The 16,931-nt window shown below is 71.9% G+C and carries 3 protein-coding genes; all 3 read left to right on the top strand.

Translation table 11 applies throughout. From position 1 onward, the window contains the following. The first annotated feature begins 1 nt into the window (after window position 1). Genes KGA66_RS07935 through KGA66_RS07925 form a run of 3 tightly spaced genes read left to right on the top strand, consistent with a single transcriptional unit; the run spans window position 2 to window position 16,880 of the window. On the top strand, window positions 2–3,331 hold the full coding sequence (locus KGA66_RS07935) for a non-ribosomal peptide synthetase (protein ID WP_211466216.1): 3,330 nt from the start codon (window positions 2–4) through the stop codon (window positions 3,329–3,331). Further along, window positions 3,328–9,111: a type I polyketide synthase gene (locus KGA66_RS31475; RefSeq protein WP_211466214.1), complete on the top strand. Its 5,784-nt coding sequence runs from the start codon at window positions 3,328–3,330 to the stop codon at window positions 9,109–9,111. The genes KGA66_RS07935 and KGA66_RS31475 overlap by 4 nt, the downstream gene beginning before the upstream one ends. Further along, window positions 9,108–16,880, top strand: coding sequence for a non-ribosomal peptide synthetase (locus tag KGA66_RS07925; RefSeq protein ID WP_211466212.1), 7,773 nt, complete (start codon window positions 9,108–9,110; stop codon window positions 16,878–16,880). Before KGA66_RS31475 ends, KGA66_RS07925 begins: the two co-directional genes overlap by 4 nt. The last annotated feature ends 51 nt before the right edge of the window (window positions 16,881–16,931 follow it).

Below are 16,931 nucleotides of genomic sequence, written 5' to 3'. Positions count from 1 at the left end.
GGTGTCGCAGCTCGAAGACCGGCTCGCGGCGCTGTCCCCCGAGAAACGGGTGCTGTTCGAAAAGCTCCTGCAGGAGGCCGGCGCCGCGCAGACGGCGTTCCCGCTCTCGGTGATGCAGCAGGGGATCTGGTTCTACGAACAGCTGCGGCCCGGCAACCCCGCTTACGTCGTGCCCGCCGCCGTGCGCCTGCGCGGGCAGCCCGACGCCGCGCTGCTGCGCCGCTGCGTCAACGAGGTCGTGCGCCGGCACGAGTCGCTGCGCACGACCTTCCGGATCCGTGACGGCAGCCCGCAGCAGCTCGTGGCGCGCGAGCTCGTGCTCGACCTGCCCGAGACCGACCTGCGCGGCGCGGACGGGCGGGCGTTCGCCGGTGACCTGGACGAGGCGATCGCCGCGCACGTAGGCGGCCCGTTCGACCTCGCCCGCGGGCCGCTGCTGCGCCTGGCCCTGCTGCGGACCGCGGCCGACGAGTACGTCCTGGCCGTCGCGATGCACCACCTGGTCTCCGACGGCTGGTCCGTCGGGGTACTGCTTTCCGAACTGTCGGCGCTCTACGCGGCCTACGCCGCCGGGCGCCCGTCCCCGCTGCCGGAGCCGAAGATCCAGTACGGCGACTTCGCAGCCTGGCAGCAGCGGGAACTGCGCGCGGAGAACCTGCGGGAGCACCTGGAATACTGGCGCACACACCTGGCCGGTGCGCCCGACGCCCTCGCGCTGCCGACCGACCGTCCGCGGCCCGCCGTGCAGGGCCTGCGCGGCGCCGCGCAGCACGTGGACCTCGCGGCGCCGCTCATGCGCGAGCTGACCGAACTGGGCCGGCGCCACGGCGCCACGGCGTACATGGTGCTGCTCGCCGTCTTCCAGGTCCTGCTGCACCGCTGCTGCGGTCAGGACGACGTGGTCGTGGGCGTGCCGACGGCGAACCGGGATCGCGCCGAGCTGGAGCCGCTGATCGGATTCTTCGTCAACACCCTGCCGGTTCGTACGCGCCTGGACGCGGACCCCGATTTCGCGACGGTGCTGCGGCAGGTGCGCGACGCCTGCCTCGGCCTCTACGCGCACCAGCAGGCGCCGTTCGAGCGGATCGTCGAGGAGCTCAACCCTCCGCGCGACCTGAGCAGGCCGCGCGTCTTCCAGGCCTGCTTCTCCTACCAGGCCGACCCGGTCACCGCGTCCAGCATGGCAGGCATCGAACTCGAGCGCCTGCAGGTACAGAACCACGGGTCGCGTTTCGATCTCGAGTTGCAGTCCTTCGACGCCGACGGCGCGCTGTCCGGCTGGTTCGAGTACGACCGCGACCTGTTCGACGCGCCGACGATCGAGCGCATGGCGCGGCGTTTCCAGCGGCTCGCGCAGTGCGTCGCCGACCGGCCGGACCTGCCGGTCAGCCGCCTCGATCTGCTCGAAGAGCCGGAACGGGCACGCATCGACGCCGCCGGGCGCGGCCCGCTGCGCCAGTGGCCCGACGCGGGCTGGGTCCACGAGTGCTTCGAGCAGTGGGCGCGGCGCACGCCGCAGGCCGAGGCGGTGCGCTTCGAGGGAAGCGCCGTCAGCTACGGCCGGCTCAATGAGCGGGCCAATCGGCTCGCCCACCGGCTGCGGCGCCTGGGCGTGAACCGGGACACGGTCGTGGGCGTCTGCATGCACCGGTCCACCCAGATGGTGGTCAGCCTGCTGGCCGTCCTCAAAGCCGGTGGCGCGTACCTGCCGCTGGATCCCGACCTGCCGCGGGCCCGCCTGCAGCACATGCTCGCCGAGGCGAAGGTTCCGGTGCTGCTGACGCAGCGCGCGGTCCTCGACGCACCGCCCGCCGAGCACTGCGCGGCGCTGTGCGTCGAAGAACTCGAAGCCGAGCTGTCGGGTGAACCTGTCGCCGACCCGGGTGTGCCCGTGGACGGCGAGGACCTCGCCTACGTGATCTACACCTCCGGATCCACCGGCGCACCCAAAGGGGTGATGAACGTCCACGCCGCCATCCGTAACCGCCTGCTCTGGATGCAGGACGCGTACCGGCTGGGGCCGGGAGACCGGGTGCTGCAGAAGACGCCGTACTCCTTCGACGTGTCGGTCTGGGAGTTCTTCTGGCCGCTGATGACCGGCGCGACCCTCGTCGTGGCGCGCCCGGACGGGCACAGGGATCCCCGCTACCTGGCACAGACGATTCGCGCGGAGGGCATCACCACCGTCCACTTCGTCCCATCCATGCTCCAGGCGTTCCTGAGCGCCCCGGACGTCGAGCAGTGCACGAACCTGCGGCGGGTGATCTGCAGCGGCGAGGCGCTGCCCCGCGAACTTCAGGAACTGTTCTTCAGCCGCTGTGACGCCGAGTTGCACAACCTCTACGGTCCGACGGAGGCGGCGATCGACGTCACCGCCTGGGCCTGCCGGCGCGACGGCGACCCGCGTCCGGTGCCGATCGGCCACCCCATCGCAAACACCCTGATCCGGGTGCTGGACCGCCGTCTGCAGCCCGTCCCGATCGGCGTGCCCGGTGAACTGCACATCGGCGGACGCAACCTCGCCCGCGGTTACCTCGGCAAACCGGGGCTGACCGCGGAACGCTTCATCGCGGATCCCCTGGACCGCAGTCCGGGCGCGCGACTGTACAAGACCGGTGATCTGGCCCGCTTGCGCGAAGACGGCGCGCTCGAATACCTCGGCCGGCTCGACCACCAGGTCAAGCTGCGCGGTTTCCGCATCGAGCCGGGCGAGATCGAATCGGTGCTGCGACAGCACCCGCGGGTGCGCGAGGCCCTCGTCATGCCGCACGGGGCGTCCCCGCAGCAGCGCCTCGTGGCGTACCTGACCGCGGACGACCAACCGGTGATCAGCGAGCTGATCGGATTCGCGAAGCAGCGGCTGCCGCACTACATGGTGCCCTCGTCGTTCGTCGTACTGCCGCGGTTCCCGCTGACTCCGAGCGGCAAGGTCGACCGCCGTGCGCTTCCGGAGCCCGACACGGCGCGGCCCGAACTGGCGACCCGGTACGCGGCCCCGCGCGACGGGTTGGAGCGGCGGATCGCCGCCATGTGGTGCGATCTGCTCGGCGTCGAGCGGACCGGACGGGACGACAACTTCTTCGACCTCGGAGGGCAGTCGCTGCTGATGGCGCAGGTCCACACGCGGCTGGAGGCGATGGGGTACCGGGTTTCGCTCGTCGAGCTGTTCCAGTACCCGACGATCGCCTCTCTCGCCGCGCACCTCAGCCCCGACGCGACCGCGCCCGCGCCACCCGCCGCGGGTTCGGAACGCGCCGAGAGCCGCCGGCGCTCCACCCCGCAGCGCGACCAGGCGGCCGCCCGACGCATGAATTCACGAAACGGTAGGTGACCGACGTGTCCGACGCCACCGCGATCCCGAGCCACGTGGCGATCACCGGGATGGCCGGCCGCTTCCCCGAGGCGCCCGACATCGCAGCCTTCTGGGAGAACCTCCGGAACGGCCGCGAGGCGGTCTCCTTCCTCACCGAGGCACAGCTGCTGGAATCCGGGGTGGACCCGCGGCAGCTGGCCCGCGAGGACTACGTCAAGGCCAAGGGCGTGCTGCGGGACGCAGACCTCTTCGACGCGCGGTTCTTCGGCTACAGCCCGCGCGAGGCGCAGATGCTCGATCCGCAGCACCGGCTGTTCCTCGAGTGCGTCTGGGAGGCGCTGGAATCAGCCGGCTGCGACCCGGCGGCGTTCGACGGGCGCATCGGCGTGTTCGCCGGGTCGAGCCTGAACTCGTATCTCCTGTTCAACGTGATGGCCAGCCGCCGGGACGTCGCGTCGCACGGCGAGTACCAGACGCTTCTCGCGAACGACAAGGACTTCCTCGCCACGCGGGCGTCCTACAAGCTCGGTCTGACCGGCCCCGCGATGACGGTGCAGACGGCCTGCTCCACGTCGCTGACCGCCGTGCACCTGGCCTGCCAGAGCCTGCTCAACGGCGAGTGCGACATCGCGCTCGCCGGGGGCGTGTCGGTCAGCGTTCCACTGCGCGGCGGATACGTGTACGAGCAGGGCGGCATCCTGTCGCGGGACGGCCGTTGCCGGGCGTTCGACGCCGAGGCCGACGGCACCGTGGCAGGCAACGGAATCGGCGTGGTGGTGCTGCGGCGCCTGGCCGACGCGCTCGAGCACGGCGACCGGGTCGAGGCGGTGATCCGCGGCACGGCGATCAACAACGACGGAGCGCTCAAGGCCGGCTACACCGCGCCGAGCGTCGCGGGCCAGGCGGAGGTCATCACCGAGGCGCTGGCGGTGGCCGAGGTCGACCCGCGTACGATCGGCTACGTCGAGGCGCACGGGACCGCAACACCGCTCGGCGACCCGATCGAGATCGCGGCGCTCACCCGCGCGTTCCGCGAGCACACGGACGCCACCGGGTTCTGCGCCATCGGCTCGGTCAAGAGCAGCGTCGGCCACCTGGACGCCGCCGCGGGCGTCACATCCCTGATAAAGACCGTCCTGGCGCTCAAGCACCGGGTCATCCCCGCGTCGCTGCACTTCCACAGCGCGAACCCGCGGCTGGACCTGGAGAACAGCCCGTTCTTCGTCAGCAGCGAGCTACGCGCATGGCCCGGCGACCGCGCGCCGCGCCGCGCGGGGGTCAGTTCCTTCGGAATCGGCGGCACCAACGTGCACGTCGTGCTCGAAGAGGCGCCCGATCAGGCGCGCGCAGCGCACTGCCGGCGGCCCGCGCAACTGCTCGCCCTCTCCGGCCGCACGGCCGCCGCGCTGGCGGACAACGCGCGGCGGCTGGCCGACCATCTCGAACAGAATCCTGATACGGACCTCGCAGAGCTCTCCTTCACCCTCGGCCGCAGGAGGGCCTTCGAGCAGCGCGGTGCGGTGGTGTGCAGTGACCCGAAGGCGGCCGTACGCGCGCTGCGCGCCGTCGGTCCGGATCAGGCCGTGCGCGCCGCCGAGCAGCCGGCCCCGGTGGCTCTGCTCTTCCCCGGCCAGGGCGCGCAGTACGCCGGCATGGCGCGCGACCTGTACGAACACGAACCCGCCTTCAACAGTGCGTTCGACGCGTGCGCCGATCTGCTCGCACCGCACCTGGGCGAGGACCTGCGCACGCTGCTGTTCGCCCGCGTGGAGCGGGACGCCGAGGAGGCGGCGCGCGAGCTTCAGCAGACCTCGGTGACCCAGCCGGCACTCTTCGCGGTCGAATACGCACTCGCACAGCTGTGGCGCGAGTGGGGCGTAGCGCCGCGAGCCATGGCCGGCCACAGCATCGGCGAATTCGCCGCGGCCTGTCTGTCAGGGGTCTTCAGCCTGGCCGACGCCGCCCGCCTCGTCGCCGTCCGGGGCAGGATCCTGCAGGAGGCACCGCCCGGCGGGATGCTCGCGGTGTTCCTGCCCCAGGAGCAGTGCGAGGCCTGGCTCACCGGCGAGCTGTGCCTCGCGGCGGTCAACTCCTCCGCGCTGACGGCCGTCTCCGGTCCGCTGCCCGCGATCGAGGAGCTGCAGCGGCGGATGACCGCGGCCGGGATCACCACGCGCGCGCTGCGCACGTCGCACGCCTTCCACTCGGCGAGCGTGCAGCAGGCGGTGGAACCGTTCACCGCCGAGGTGCGCAAGGTCGATCTGAACCCTCCCGCCGTCCCGTTCTGCTCCAACCTGACCGGCACGTGGATCACCGACGAGCAGGCCACCGACCCCGGCTACTGGGGCGCACAGTTGCGCGCGACCGTGCGGTTCCGCGACTGTCTCGGAGAACTGCTCGCCGACCCGGACCTCGTGCTGCTCGAATGCGGACCCGGCAACACCCTCGGCGGATTCGCCCGCGGCCACGATGGCTGGCGTGAGCACCGGACGCTGGCCGGCTCGCTGCGGCACCCGAAGGAGAAGCGGGACGATCGCGAGCACATGCTCACGGCGCTCGCCTCGCTCTGGAACGCGGGCGTCCCGGTCGACCTGTCCGCTTTGCACGCGGGCGAGCAGCACCGGGTGCTGCCGCTTCCGGCCTACGCCTTCCAGCGGCAGCGCTATTGGCTGCAACCGGATCCCGCACCCGGTCACGAGGAGGGGCGCCCGGCCGAAGCGGCCGTCCCGATGGAGGACTGGTTCTACACCCCCGGCTGGCGGCGCCTGCCCCCGCTCGGCGAGCCCGCCCCCGACGCCGCACCGGCCGTATGGGTGCTGCTCGGCGACGACCTGCCGCTGAGCAGCGCACTGGCGAGCCGTCTGCAGGACGACGGCGCCGGCGTGGTGCTTGTCCTCGCCGGTGAACCGGGAGCACAGGACGACGGCCGGCGCCGGGTGGATCCGGCGGACCGGGAACACGTGGCAGCCCTGTTCGAGTCGGTGCGCGCCGAGCGGCCGGCGGCAGTGCGCGTCGTGCACCTCTGGAGCCTGGGCGACGCCCCGGACGGGCAGCTGGACGCCGAACGGATCGCCGCGTCGCGCCGGTTCGGTTTCGACAGCCTGCTCGCCCTCGCTCAGGGCATCGCGAGCGCCGGCCTGGAGTGTCCGGTGTCGATCGACGTGCTCTGCGAGGGCGTGCACGCCGTGACGGGCGGGGAGCGGCTGCGGCCGGAGAACTGCCTGCTTCTCGGCGCCAGCACGGTCATCCCGCAGGAGATCACCGGGGTCGCCTGCCGCACGCTGGATGTGACCGGGCTGGACCCGCGCGACCCGGCCGACGACGCGGTCAGCCGGGTGCACGCCGTGCTTCGGCGCACGACGCAGCAGCGGGACCTCGCGCTGCGGGGCCGGCACTGGTGGACTCGCGAGTTCGACGCCGCGCGGATCGGACCGGCCCCCGCCGGTCCGGCCCGGTCCGAGCCTGCACTGTCCGAGCCTGCACTGTCCGAGCCGGCACCGTCCAAGCCCGGACTGTCCAAGCTCGCGGCGGGAGGGGCGGGCCGGCTGCGCGACTCAGGCGTCTACCTCGTCACCGGCGGGCTCGGCGGTGTCGGTCTGGCGCTGGCACGCCAGATCGCGCGCAGCGTCGACGGCCCCGCGCTGGGCCTTCTGCACCGCTCGCCTTTCCCCGCCGAAGCGCACTGGTCCGCGTGGCTGGAGGACCATGGCGCGCACGAGCGCACCAGCCGCGTGATCGGCCAGCTACGCGCATTGCAGGACAGCGGGGCCCGGGTGCTCCTGCTCCAGGCGGACGTGACGGACGCCGGGCAGACCGGCCGGGCGGTTGAGCTGCTGCGCGAGCGCTTCAGGCGTCTCGACGGGGTCATCCACGCCGCCGGGGTCGCCTCGCGGGGGCTGATCGAGGGCAAGACCCGGCAGGACGCGGACGCGGTGCTCGCGCCGAAGACACAGGGCACCCTGGTGCTCGACGGCGCGTGCCGCTTCGAGGATCTCGACTTCGTCCTGCTGTGTTCCTCGCTCACCTCGGTGCTCGGCGGCCCGGGGCAGAGCGACTACTGCGCGGCGAACGCCTTCCTCGACGGATTCGCCCAGTGGAAGCGCCAGACCACGGGCGCCGCGGTGTCCTCCGTCGCCTGGGACACCTGGCGCGGCGTCGGCATGGCGGCCGGGCTCGCGGCGCGATTGGGCGGCGGGGCGCAGCCGACCGGGCAGCCGCTGCTGCATCAGCTCGTGCGCGCGACGGACACAGCACGCACATATGCCACGACCCTGACGACCGCCGAGAGCTGGATAGTCGACGAGCACCGCATCATGGGGCACGGTCTCGTACCGGGCACCGCGTATCTGGAGCTGGTGCGCGCCGCCGTCGCGGACCAGGCCGCGGGCCGCGCCATCGAGTTGCGCGACGTGGTGTTCTCGATGCCGCTCATCGTGCCGGACGGACAGTCCCGCCGGCTGTTCACGACCGTGGAGTCGCATGAGGACCGGGTGCGCTTCACCGTGCAGAGCCCGGCCCCGGGGGCACCCGGATCGTGGCTGGAGCACGCCGGCGGCTGGGTGAGCTTCCCCGAGCGGACGCCGGAAACGCCTCGCGATCTGGACGAGGTACTGCGCGAATGCGCCGTCACCGAGGTCCTGGAAGACGAGGAGGACATCAAGCACCGCTTCAAACTCGATCTCGTCGAAAAGGGCGGGCGCATCGAGTTCGCGTTCGGGCCGCGGTGGCGCTGCCTGCGCCGGATCCAGGCCGGCGAGCGCAGGCTCCTGGTGACCCTGGAGCTTGACGCGCAGTTCGCCGGCGACCTCGACGCGTACCCGCTGCACCCGGCGCTGCTCGACGTGGCGGGGGCGAGCGCCCGCCTGCACGCCGAGGACATCTACTACCTGCCGCTGACCTATCGCAGCCTTCGCATCATGGGGGCCCTGACACGCACCGTGCACTGCCGTGTCGAGCTCAAGGAGCCGGCCAACGGTTCCGGGGAGATGCTGACCTGCGACATCGACATGCTCGACCCGCACGGCAGGCCGCTGGTGCGCGTCGAGGGCTTCTCGATCAAGCGGATCAACGACATCGACGCCCTGCTCGACCAGATCGACCAGGCCGTGGCGCCCACCGGTCCCGCGGCGCACGAGGATGACGCGGCGCACGAGGATCAGGCCGCGCCCGGGGCGCTCGCGCTGCTCGCCGAGGGCATCAGCGAACAGGACGCCCTGGCCGTCTTCTCCCGGCTGCTGGCCGCGCCGCAACTGCCCGAACAGATCGTCGTCGCGCACCGCGACCTGGCCGGGCTGCGCCGGCTCGCCGGTTCGCTGAACCCGCAGTCACTTGCGCGCGAAGCCGGGAGCCTGGCGCCGGCACCCGGCCGGCATCCGCGCCCGGCGTTGGAGACCCCTTACACGGCGCCCGCCACCGAGCAGGAGTGCGCCCTCGCCGCCATCTGGCAGGAGGTCCTCGGCGTGGAGCAGGTCGGGGTCGACGACGACTTCTTCGAACTCGGCGGCCACTCGCTGGCGGCCGTGCAGATCGGCTCGCGCATCCAGGCCCGGTTCGGCACCGCCCTGGACCTCAGCCGCTTCTTCGAGCGCCCCACCGTGGCCGCGGCCGCGGCGCTCCTCGCCGCCTCGCAGACCGCCGCGACGCACGAGAGCATCCGTCCGGTGCGCCGGGACGAGTCCGACGCCGCGCAGCCGGACATCGACGACCTGTCCGATGACGAGGTGGAGTCGATGCTGCGCGACCTGCTCGTCGCCGAGGGCGACCGGCCGGACGACGACCGAGAGGGGAGCCCGGCATGACGTCGATCGATCTGGCGGCGCTTACGCCCGCGCAGAAACGCGCACTGCTCGCGCGGCGCCTCGAGCAGAAGAAACAGCAGGCGCGCACCTTTCCCGCCTCGTTCCCCCAGCAGCGGCTGTGGTTCCTGGAGCAGCTGACTCCCGGCAACGCGGCGTACAACATCCCCGGGGCGATGCGCGTCCACGGCGAGCTGGACCTCGAACTCTGGCGGCGCTGCTGCCAGGAGATCGCGCGGCGCCACGAGTCCCTGCGCACGACCTTCGACGAGATCGACGGGCAGCCCGTGCAGGTGATCGCCGCGCAGGGCGAACCGGAGTTCGGCGTCGTCGACGTGGAACACCTGCGGGGAGCGCAGGGCGAGGAGGCGATCCGCGAGCTGGCGCGCGAGGAGTTCACCCGCCCGTTCGACCTGCGTAAGGGCCCGCTGCTGCGCATCAAGTTCCTGCGCCTGGGCCCGCGTGAGCACGTGCTGCTGCTGACCATGCACCACATCGTCGGCGACCTGTGGTCGACCGCCGTGGCTTTCCGCGAGTTGGCCGGGCTCTACGGCGCGATGCGCTCGGGCGCGCGGCCCGATCTGCCGACGCTGCCGATCCAGTACGCGGACTACGCCGCCTGGCAACACGAGCGGCTGGCGGGCGAGGCGCTCGCCGCCGATCTCGCCTACTGGAAGGACGCCCTCGACGGCGCTGCGCCGACGCTGGATCTGCCCACCGACCATCCACGTCCCGCCGTCCTCGGAACGCGCGGCGGTACCCGCCCTTTCCGGCTGTCCGCGCAGGCGGCCGACCGGCTGCGCGCACTGTGCCGGCAGGAAGGCGTCACACCTTTCATGGCGCTGCTGGCGGCCTTTCAGGTCATGCTGCGGCGCTACAGCGGGCAGGACGACCTCGTCGTGGGCGTCCCCGTGGCCAACCGCGGCCGTCCCGAGGTCGAACCGCTGATCGGCCTGTTCGTCAACATGCTGCCGCTGCGCACCGACCTGTCCGGCGATCCGAGCTTCCGGGACCTGCTCGGGCGCGTGCGGCAGGTGTGCCTCGGGGCTTTCGCCCACCAGGAACTGCCTTTCGAGCGTCTGGTCGAGCAGCTGCGACCCCCGCGGGACCTCTCCCGCGCCCCGATCTTCCAGGTCTGCTTCATCTACCAGAACATCCCCGTCCCGCGGCTCGACGCCGCCGGGCTGCGCCTGGAGCCGCTGGAGATAGACAGCGGTACCGCCCGCTTCGACCTGACGCTGGAGGTCTTCGAACAGAGCGAAGGACTCAGCGGCTGCTTCGAGTTCAACAGCGACCTGTTCGACGGGGCGAGCGCCGAAGGCATGGCGGAGCACCTCGCGGTGCTGGTGCAGAACCTGACGGCCGAACCGGACCGTCCGGTGGCGCACGTCCCCATGCTCGGCGCCGCGGAAGAGGAGCGGCTGCTGCGGCAGTGGAACGACACCGCGTGCGCGTGGCCCGAAGCCCTGCCCGCGCACCGGCGTTTCGCGCAACAGGCGCGACGGCAGCCGGACGCGCCGGCCGTGCAGTACGAGGACCAGCTGCTGACCTACGGGGAACTCGACCGGCGCGCCAACCGGCTCGCACACCGGCTGACCCGACTCGGCGTCACGCGTGATGCCCTCGTGGGCATCTGCATGGAACGCTGCCCGGACATGGTCGTCGCGATGCTCGCCGTCCTCAAAGCCGGCGGCGCTTACATCCCGATCGACCCGGGCTTCCCGCCGGAGCGCATCTCCTTCATGTTGGAAGACTCCCGCCTGCGGGTGCTCCTCACGCAGCGAGAGGTACTGGGCCGGATCACGGCGCACGGGGCCGAGCCCGTGTGCGTGGACGCGATCCGCGACGAGCTGGAAGCAGAACCCTGTGACGATCCGGGCGTGAGCGTCCACCCCGAGGATCTGGCGTACGTCATCTACACCTCCGGCTCGACCGGGCGCCCGAAGGGCGTGCAGATCCCCCACCGGGCGCTGAGCAACTTCCTGCTCGCGATGAGGCAGCGGCCCGGGATCGGACCCTCGGACGTGCTGCTCGCCGTCACCACGTTCTCCTTCGACATCTGCATGCTCGAACTCCTGCTGCCGCTCGCCGAGGGAGCGCGGGTGGTGCTCGCGAGCCGGCAGGTCGCGACCGACGGCAAGCTCCTGGCCGAGGCGCTGGCCGGCGGCGAGGTGACGATGCTGCAGGCCACCCCCTCGACCTGGCGGATGCTGCTGGACTTCGGGTGGAGCGGCGGGGCCGGGCTGCGGGCGCTGGCCGGCGGCGAGGCGCTGCCCCGCGAACTGGCCGATCGCCTGCTCGACACCGGCGCGACGCTGTGGAACATGTACGGACCCACCGAGACCACCATCTGGTCGTCGGCCTGCCGCGTCGCACGCGGCCCGGTGTCGATCGGCGAACCGATCGCCAACACGCAGCTGCACGTTCTCGACGCGAACGGGCGGCTGGTGCCGACGGGCGTGCCGGGTGAGCTGTACATCGGCGGCGACGGGCTGGCCCGCGGATACCTGGGACGGCCGCAGCTGACCGCCGAGCGTTTCGTCACCAGCTCCCTGGCGCCCGGCGGCGTCCGGCTTTACCGCACCGGCGACCTGGTGCGCCGCCGCCACGACGGAAGCATCGAATACCTCGGGCGGCTGGACCGCCAGACCAAACTGCGCGGCCACCGGATCGAGCTGGGCGAGATCGAGAGCGTGCTGGCGCGGCAGGCGGCGGTCCGGGACTGCGCGGTGATCGTGCGCGAGGACGTCCCGGGGGACCAGCGCCTCGTGGCCTACGTCGTGACCGCGGGCGAGGAGTGGGACACGGGCCCGCAGGCGCTGCCCGCCACGCTTCGCAAGGCGCTCGGCCGCAAACTGCCGGAATACATGGTTCCGTCGGTGTTCGTGTTCCTCGGCGCTCTTCCCCTCACGCCGAACGGCAAGACCGACCACAAGGCGCTGCCCGCGCCCGAGCTCGACCGTGATGCGCTGGCCGCAGCCTACGTCGCACCACGCGATGCCACGGAGCAGACGCTGTGCGACCTGTTCGCCCGCGTGCTGGGCGTACCGGTCGTCGGGGCGCAGGATGACTTCTTCGACCTCGGCGGACACTCCCTGCTCGCCACACGCCTGATCGCGCAGGCGCGCACCGCCTTCGGCGTCGAGATGCGTGTGCGGACCCTGTTCGAGGAGCCGACGCCCGCGGGCCTGGCCCGGCGGCTGCGCCAGGCGGACGGCGCGCGCCCGGCCCTGCTGCCGGCCTCCCGGCCGTCGCGGCTGCCGCTGTCCTTCGCCCAACGGCGCCTGTGGTTCCTGCATCGCCTCGAAGGGCCCTCGGCGACCTACAACATCCCGCTGGCCATCCGGTTGTCGGGACGGTTGGACGTCGAGGCGCTGCGCGAGGCGCTGGCCGATGTCGTCGAGCGCCACGAGGCGCTGCGCACCACGTTCCCGGAAACCGACGGCGTGCCCTACCAGCGGATTCTCGACCCGTCGGACGCAGGGATCGAACTGGCGGTCACCGCGATCGGCCAGGACGAGCTCGCGCGGGCGGTGGCCGAGGAGGCCCGGCACGCCTTCGACCTCTCGGCCCGCGTGCCGCTGCACGGGCGGCTTTTCGCCCTCGCCCCGGACGATCACGTCCTGGTGCTGGTGATGCACCACATCGCCGCGGACGGCTGGTCCCTGGCCCCGCTGGCCCGCGACCTGGTCGCCGCGTATCGCGCCCGCAGGTCCGGCCGCCGCCCGGACTGGCAACCGCTGCGGGTTCAGTACGCCGACTACACCCTCTGGCAGGAGGCACTGCTCGGTGATCCGCAGGATCCCGAGAGCCTCTGGTCCCGGCAGCTCGCGTACTGGCGCGCGGCCCTCGACGGAATGCCGGAACGGATCGCGCTGCCCGTCGATCGGCCGCACCCCGCCCAAGCCTCCCATCGCGGCGAGACCGTGACCTTCCGCTGGGACGCCGGCCTGCACCGCCGCCTGGCCGATCTGGCGCGCTCCAGCAATGCAAGCATGTTCATGCTTGTCCACGCCGCGCTCGCCGCACTGCTGCACCGCCTCGGCGCGGGCGACGACATCCCGATCGGCGCCGCCACGGCCGGTCGCGCCGACGAGGCCACGGAAGACCTGGTCGGGCTTTTCGTCAACACCCTGGTCCTGCGGGTGGACACCTCCGGCGCGCCCAGCTTCCGCACGCTGCTCGACCAGGTGCGCGAACGCAGCCTCGATGCCTACGCCCAGCAGGACCTGCCCCTCGATGCGCTGGTGGAGGCGCTCAAGCCGACTCGTTCGCTCTCGCACCACCCGCTGTTCCAAGTCGTCCTCTCGTGGCAGAACACTCCCGAAGCGACGCTGGCACTTCCGGACCTGCATGCCAGGGTTCTGCCGACGGCCACAGGCACCGCGCGCATGGACCTGGCGCTGGCCGTCACGCAGCTGCGCGACGCGGCCGCCGGACCGGCCGGCATCGAAGGGATCGCCGAATACAACACCGACGTGTTCACCCGCGCTACGGTCAGCAGCATCGTCGACCGCCTCGAGCGGGTGCTGCGCGCGGCCGCCGAGGACCCTGACATACCGATCGATCGCATCGACCTGCTCAGCGCGCAGGAGCGCCACTGGCTGGTCACCGGCTGCAACGAAACCGCCCGCGCGCTGCCCGAAGCGAGCCTGCCGCAGCTCTTCGAAGCGCAGGCCGGGCGCACGCCGGAGCGGATCGCGGTGGTCAGCGGCGATGACGAACTGAGCTACGCCGGGCTGGAGGCGGCCGCCAACCGGCTGGCACGGCGCCTTCAGACGCTGGGGGTGAGCGCCGAGAGCGCCGTCGCGGTCCTGATGCAGCGCAGCACCGACCTGCTGGTCGCGATCCTCGCCATCGCCAAGGCGGGCGGTGTGTACGTGCCCCTCGACCCGCGGTATCCCGCGTCGCGCATGGAGCTGATCGTCCGCGAGACCGGCGCGACGGTCCTGTTGACGGACCACGAGACGCCGTGCCCGGTCGACGTGCCCCACGTGGTCGCCGTCGACCACCGCGAGCCGCCCGGTGACGACGGCGAAGGGGTCACGCCGGCTCCGATCGGCCCGGACGACCTCGCCTATGTGATGTACACCTCGGGTTCCACGGGCAGGCCGAAAGGCGTGGCGGTCACGCACCGCAACGTCGCAGGGCTCGCACTCGACCGGCGCTGGAGCGAGGGCGACCACAAACGGGTACTGATGCATTCGCCCGCCGCCTTCGACGCCTCCACCTATGAGATCTGGGTGCCGCTGCTCTCCGGCGGGACGGTCGTGCCGGCCCCGCCCGGCAACCTCGACGCGCAAGCGCTCGAACTGGTGGTGCGCCGCCACGGCGTCACCGCGGTGTTCCTGACCACCGCCCTGTTCAATCTCATCGTCGAACAGCGCCCCACGGCGCTGTCCGGGCTCAAGGAGGTGTGGACCGGCGGTGAGGCCGTCTCCCCCGCGGCTTTCTCCCGCGCGCTGCGGGAGTGCCCCGGCACCGCCTTCACGCACGTCTACGGCCCGACCGAGACGACGACCTTCGCGCTGTGCCATCGGGCCGCCCTTCCCGTCGGCAGCACCGTGCCGATCGGCCGGCCGATGGACAACACGCGCGCCTACGTCCTCGACGGCGGCTTGCAGCCCGTCCCCGTGTCAGTGCCCGGTGAGCTGTACATCGCGGGGGACGGCGTGGCGCGCGGCTACCTCGACCGCCCGCAGCTGACCGAGGAGCGCTTCCTGCCCGATCCCTTCGGGCCCGCCGGCAGTCGCATGTACCGCACGGGCGACATCGTGCGCCGCGGCGCGGACGGCGCGGTGGAGTTCCTCGGCCGGGCCGACGAGCAGGTCAAGATCCGCGGATTCCGCATCGAGCTCGGCGAGATCGAAACGGCCCTGCTCACCCACCCGGCGGTGGCGCAGGCCGCCGTCGCGGTGCGGGAGGAGCAACCCGGCGACAAGCGCCTCGTGGGTTACCTCGTGCCGGCCGGGGGCGAGGGACCGCAGCCGGCGGACCTGCGGGCGCACCTGGCCGAACAGCTTCCCCAGTACATGCTCCCCGGTGTGTTCGTCGTCATGGACGAACTGCCGCTCACCGCGAACGGCAAGGTCGACCGGCGCGCCCTGCCCGCCCCGGACTACGAGACCTCCGCCGGTGACGGCGAGCCGCGCACCCCCTCGGAGCAGATGCTGTGCGAGGCGTTCGCCCACATCCTGGGCACCGGCCGGGTGGGAATCCACGACAACTTCTTCGAGCTCGGCGGCCACTCCCTGCTGGCCACCCGGCTCATCTCCCACATCGCCTCGGTCCACGGCGTCAAGCTCCCGCTGCACGACCTGTTCGAGCACCCGACCGTGGCGGATCTCGCAGTGCGGGTCGCAGGGCCCGGCGCCTTCGCGGCGAGCGAGGCCGAGCCCATCCCCCGGGCGCCGCGGGACGCGGCGATCCCGCTGTCGTTCTCGCAGGAATGGCTCTGCGCTCACGCCGACGCCGACCCACAGGACACGAACAACAATGTTCTGACAGCAGTGGTGCTCAAGGGACGACTGGACGCGAAAGCTCTGCGTGAGAGCCTCGACGGGATCGCCGATCGCCACGAGGCGCTCAGAGCGCGCGTCGTGCGGACCGGCGGCGGATGGGAACAGCGGGTCGAGGCGACCGGCTCGTGGCCGCTGCGCACCGTCGACCTGAGCCACCTCGGCGAAGCCGAACGCGCCGCGCAGCTCAGAACCTTGATAGCAGAGGACGAGCGGCGGCCGTTCCGGATCGACCGGGAGCCGCTGGTGCGCGCCACGCTCGTCGTCCTCGCCCCGGACGAGAGCGTGCTGGCTCTGGTGATGCACCACCTGGTCACGGACAACTGGTCCTACGGCGTTCTGGTCGCGGAGCTCGGCGAGTTCTACGAGTCCCGCGCCGTCGGGCGCGAGCCGCAGCTGCCTCCCCTGACCGTGCACTACCCGGACTACGCCGCCTGGCAGCGCCGCCGGATCGCTCAGGGCGCGCTCGACGAGCAGATGGACTACTGGCGGCGGCGTCTGGAAGCCCTGCCGCCGCGGCCGGTCCTGCGCGCGCCCGCGCATCAGAGCACAGACACCGTCACCGGATTCACGCAGGGCTTCGCCGTCGACGAGGAAACCACCAAGGCCCTCGCGAAAATAGCCCAGGAGGGCGGCGCCACGCTGTTCATGGTGCTCACGGCGGCGTACCACGTCCTGCTGTCGGCCTACGGCGGCGGGAGCCAGATCGCCACCACCTTTCCGGCGGCGGGCCGCGACCACCCCGGAACCGCCCCGCTCATCGGCTTCTTCGTCAACCATCTGATAGCGCGCTCGGATCTGGCCGGCAATCCCTCCTTCCGCGAACTGGTCGCGCACATGCGTGAGGAGACTCTCGGCGCCTACGCGCATCAGGCGGCGCCCCTCTGGTCACTGGCGAGCGTGGCCGAGGGCGGCGGCGGCCCGATGCGGATCCAGTTCAACCTGCTCAACGCCACCGTCCCGCAGCTGGAACTGCACGGGTTGCGGGTGAGCTCCCTGCAGGACACCGGAGGCGACGACTACGTCTTCTCGGAAGTCGTGATCAACATGCGGCCCGCCGCGGTGGACCTCTCGCTCATCATGCGAGAGCACGAGGGCCGGCTGCGCGGCATCTGGCTCTACTCCCCCGAGCGGCTCGATCCGCGCGCACTGGCCGCGATGCTGCGCCATTGGCCGGCCCTCGTGCGCATGGTGGCGGCGCGGCCCGACCGCGGCGTGCTCGACTTGGCCGGCGACCTGATAGAAGGTCTCTGATCCACTGCGCGCCGCACGCGCGGACCCACCGCCACGACCGCTTATCCGAGA

It is taken from the genome of Actinocrinis puniceicyclus, assembly GCF_018283645.1.
GTDB lineage: Bacteria > Actinomycetota > Actinomycetes > Streptomycetales > Catenulisporaceae > Actinocrinis > Actinocrinis puniceicyclus.
Note: the sequence above shows the minus strand (reverse complement) of the source record. Positions and strands in the feature narration are given on the sequence as shown.

Bases quoted from the DNA above. Each gene is read 5' to 3' on its own strand.
- KGA66_RS07925 (WP_211466212.1), top strand. From the start codon at position 9,108: ATGACGTCGATCGATCTGGCGGCGCTTACGCCCGCGCAGAAACGCGCA.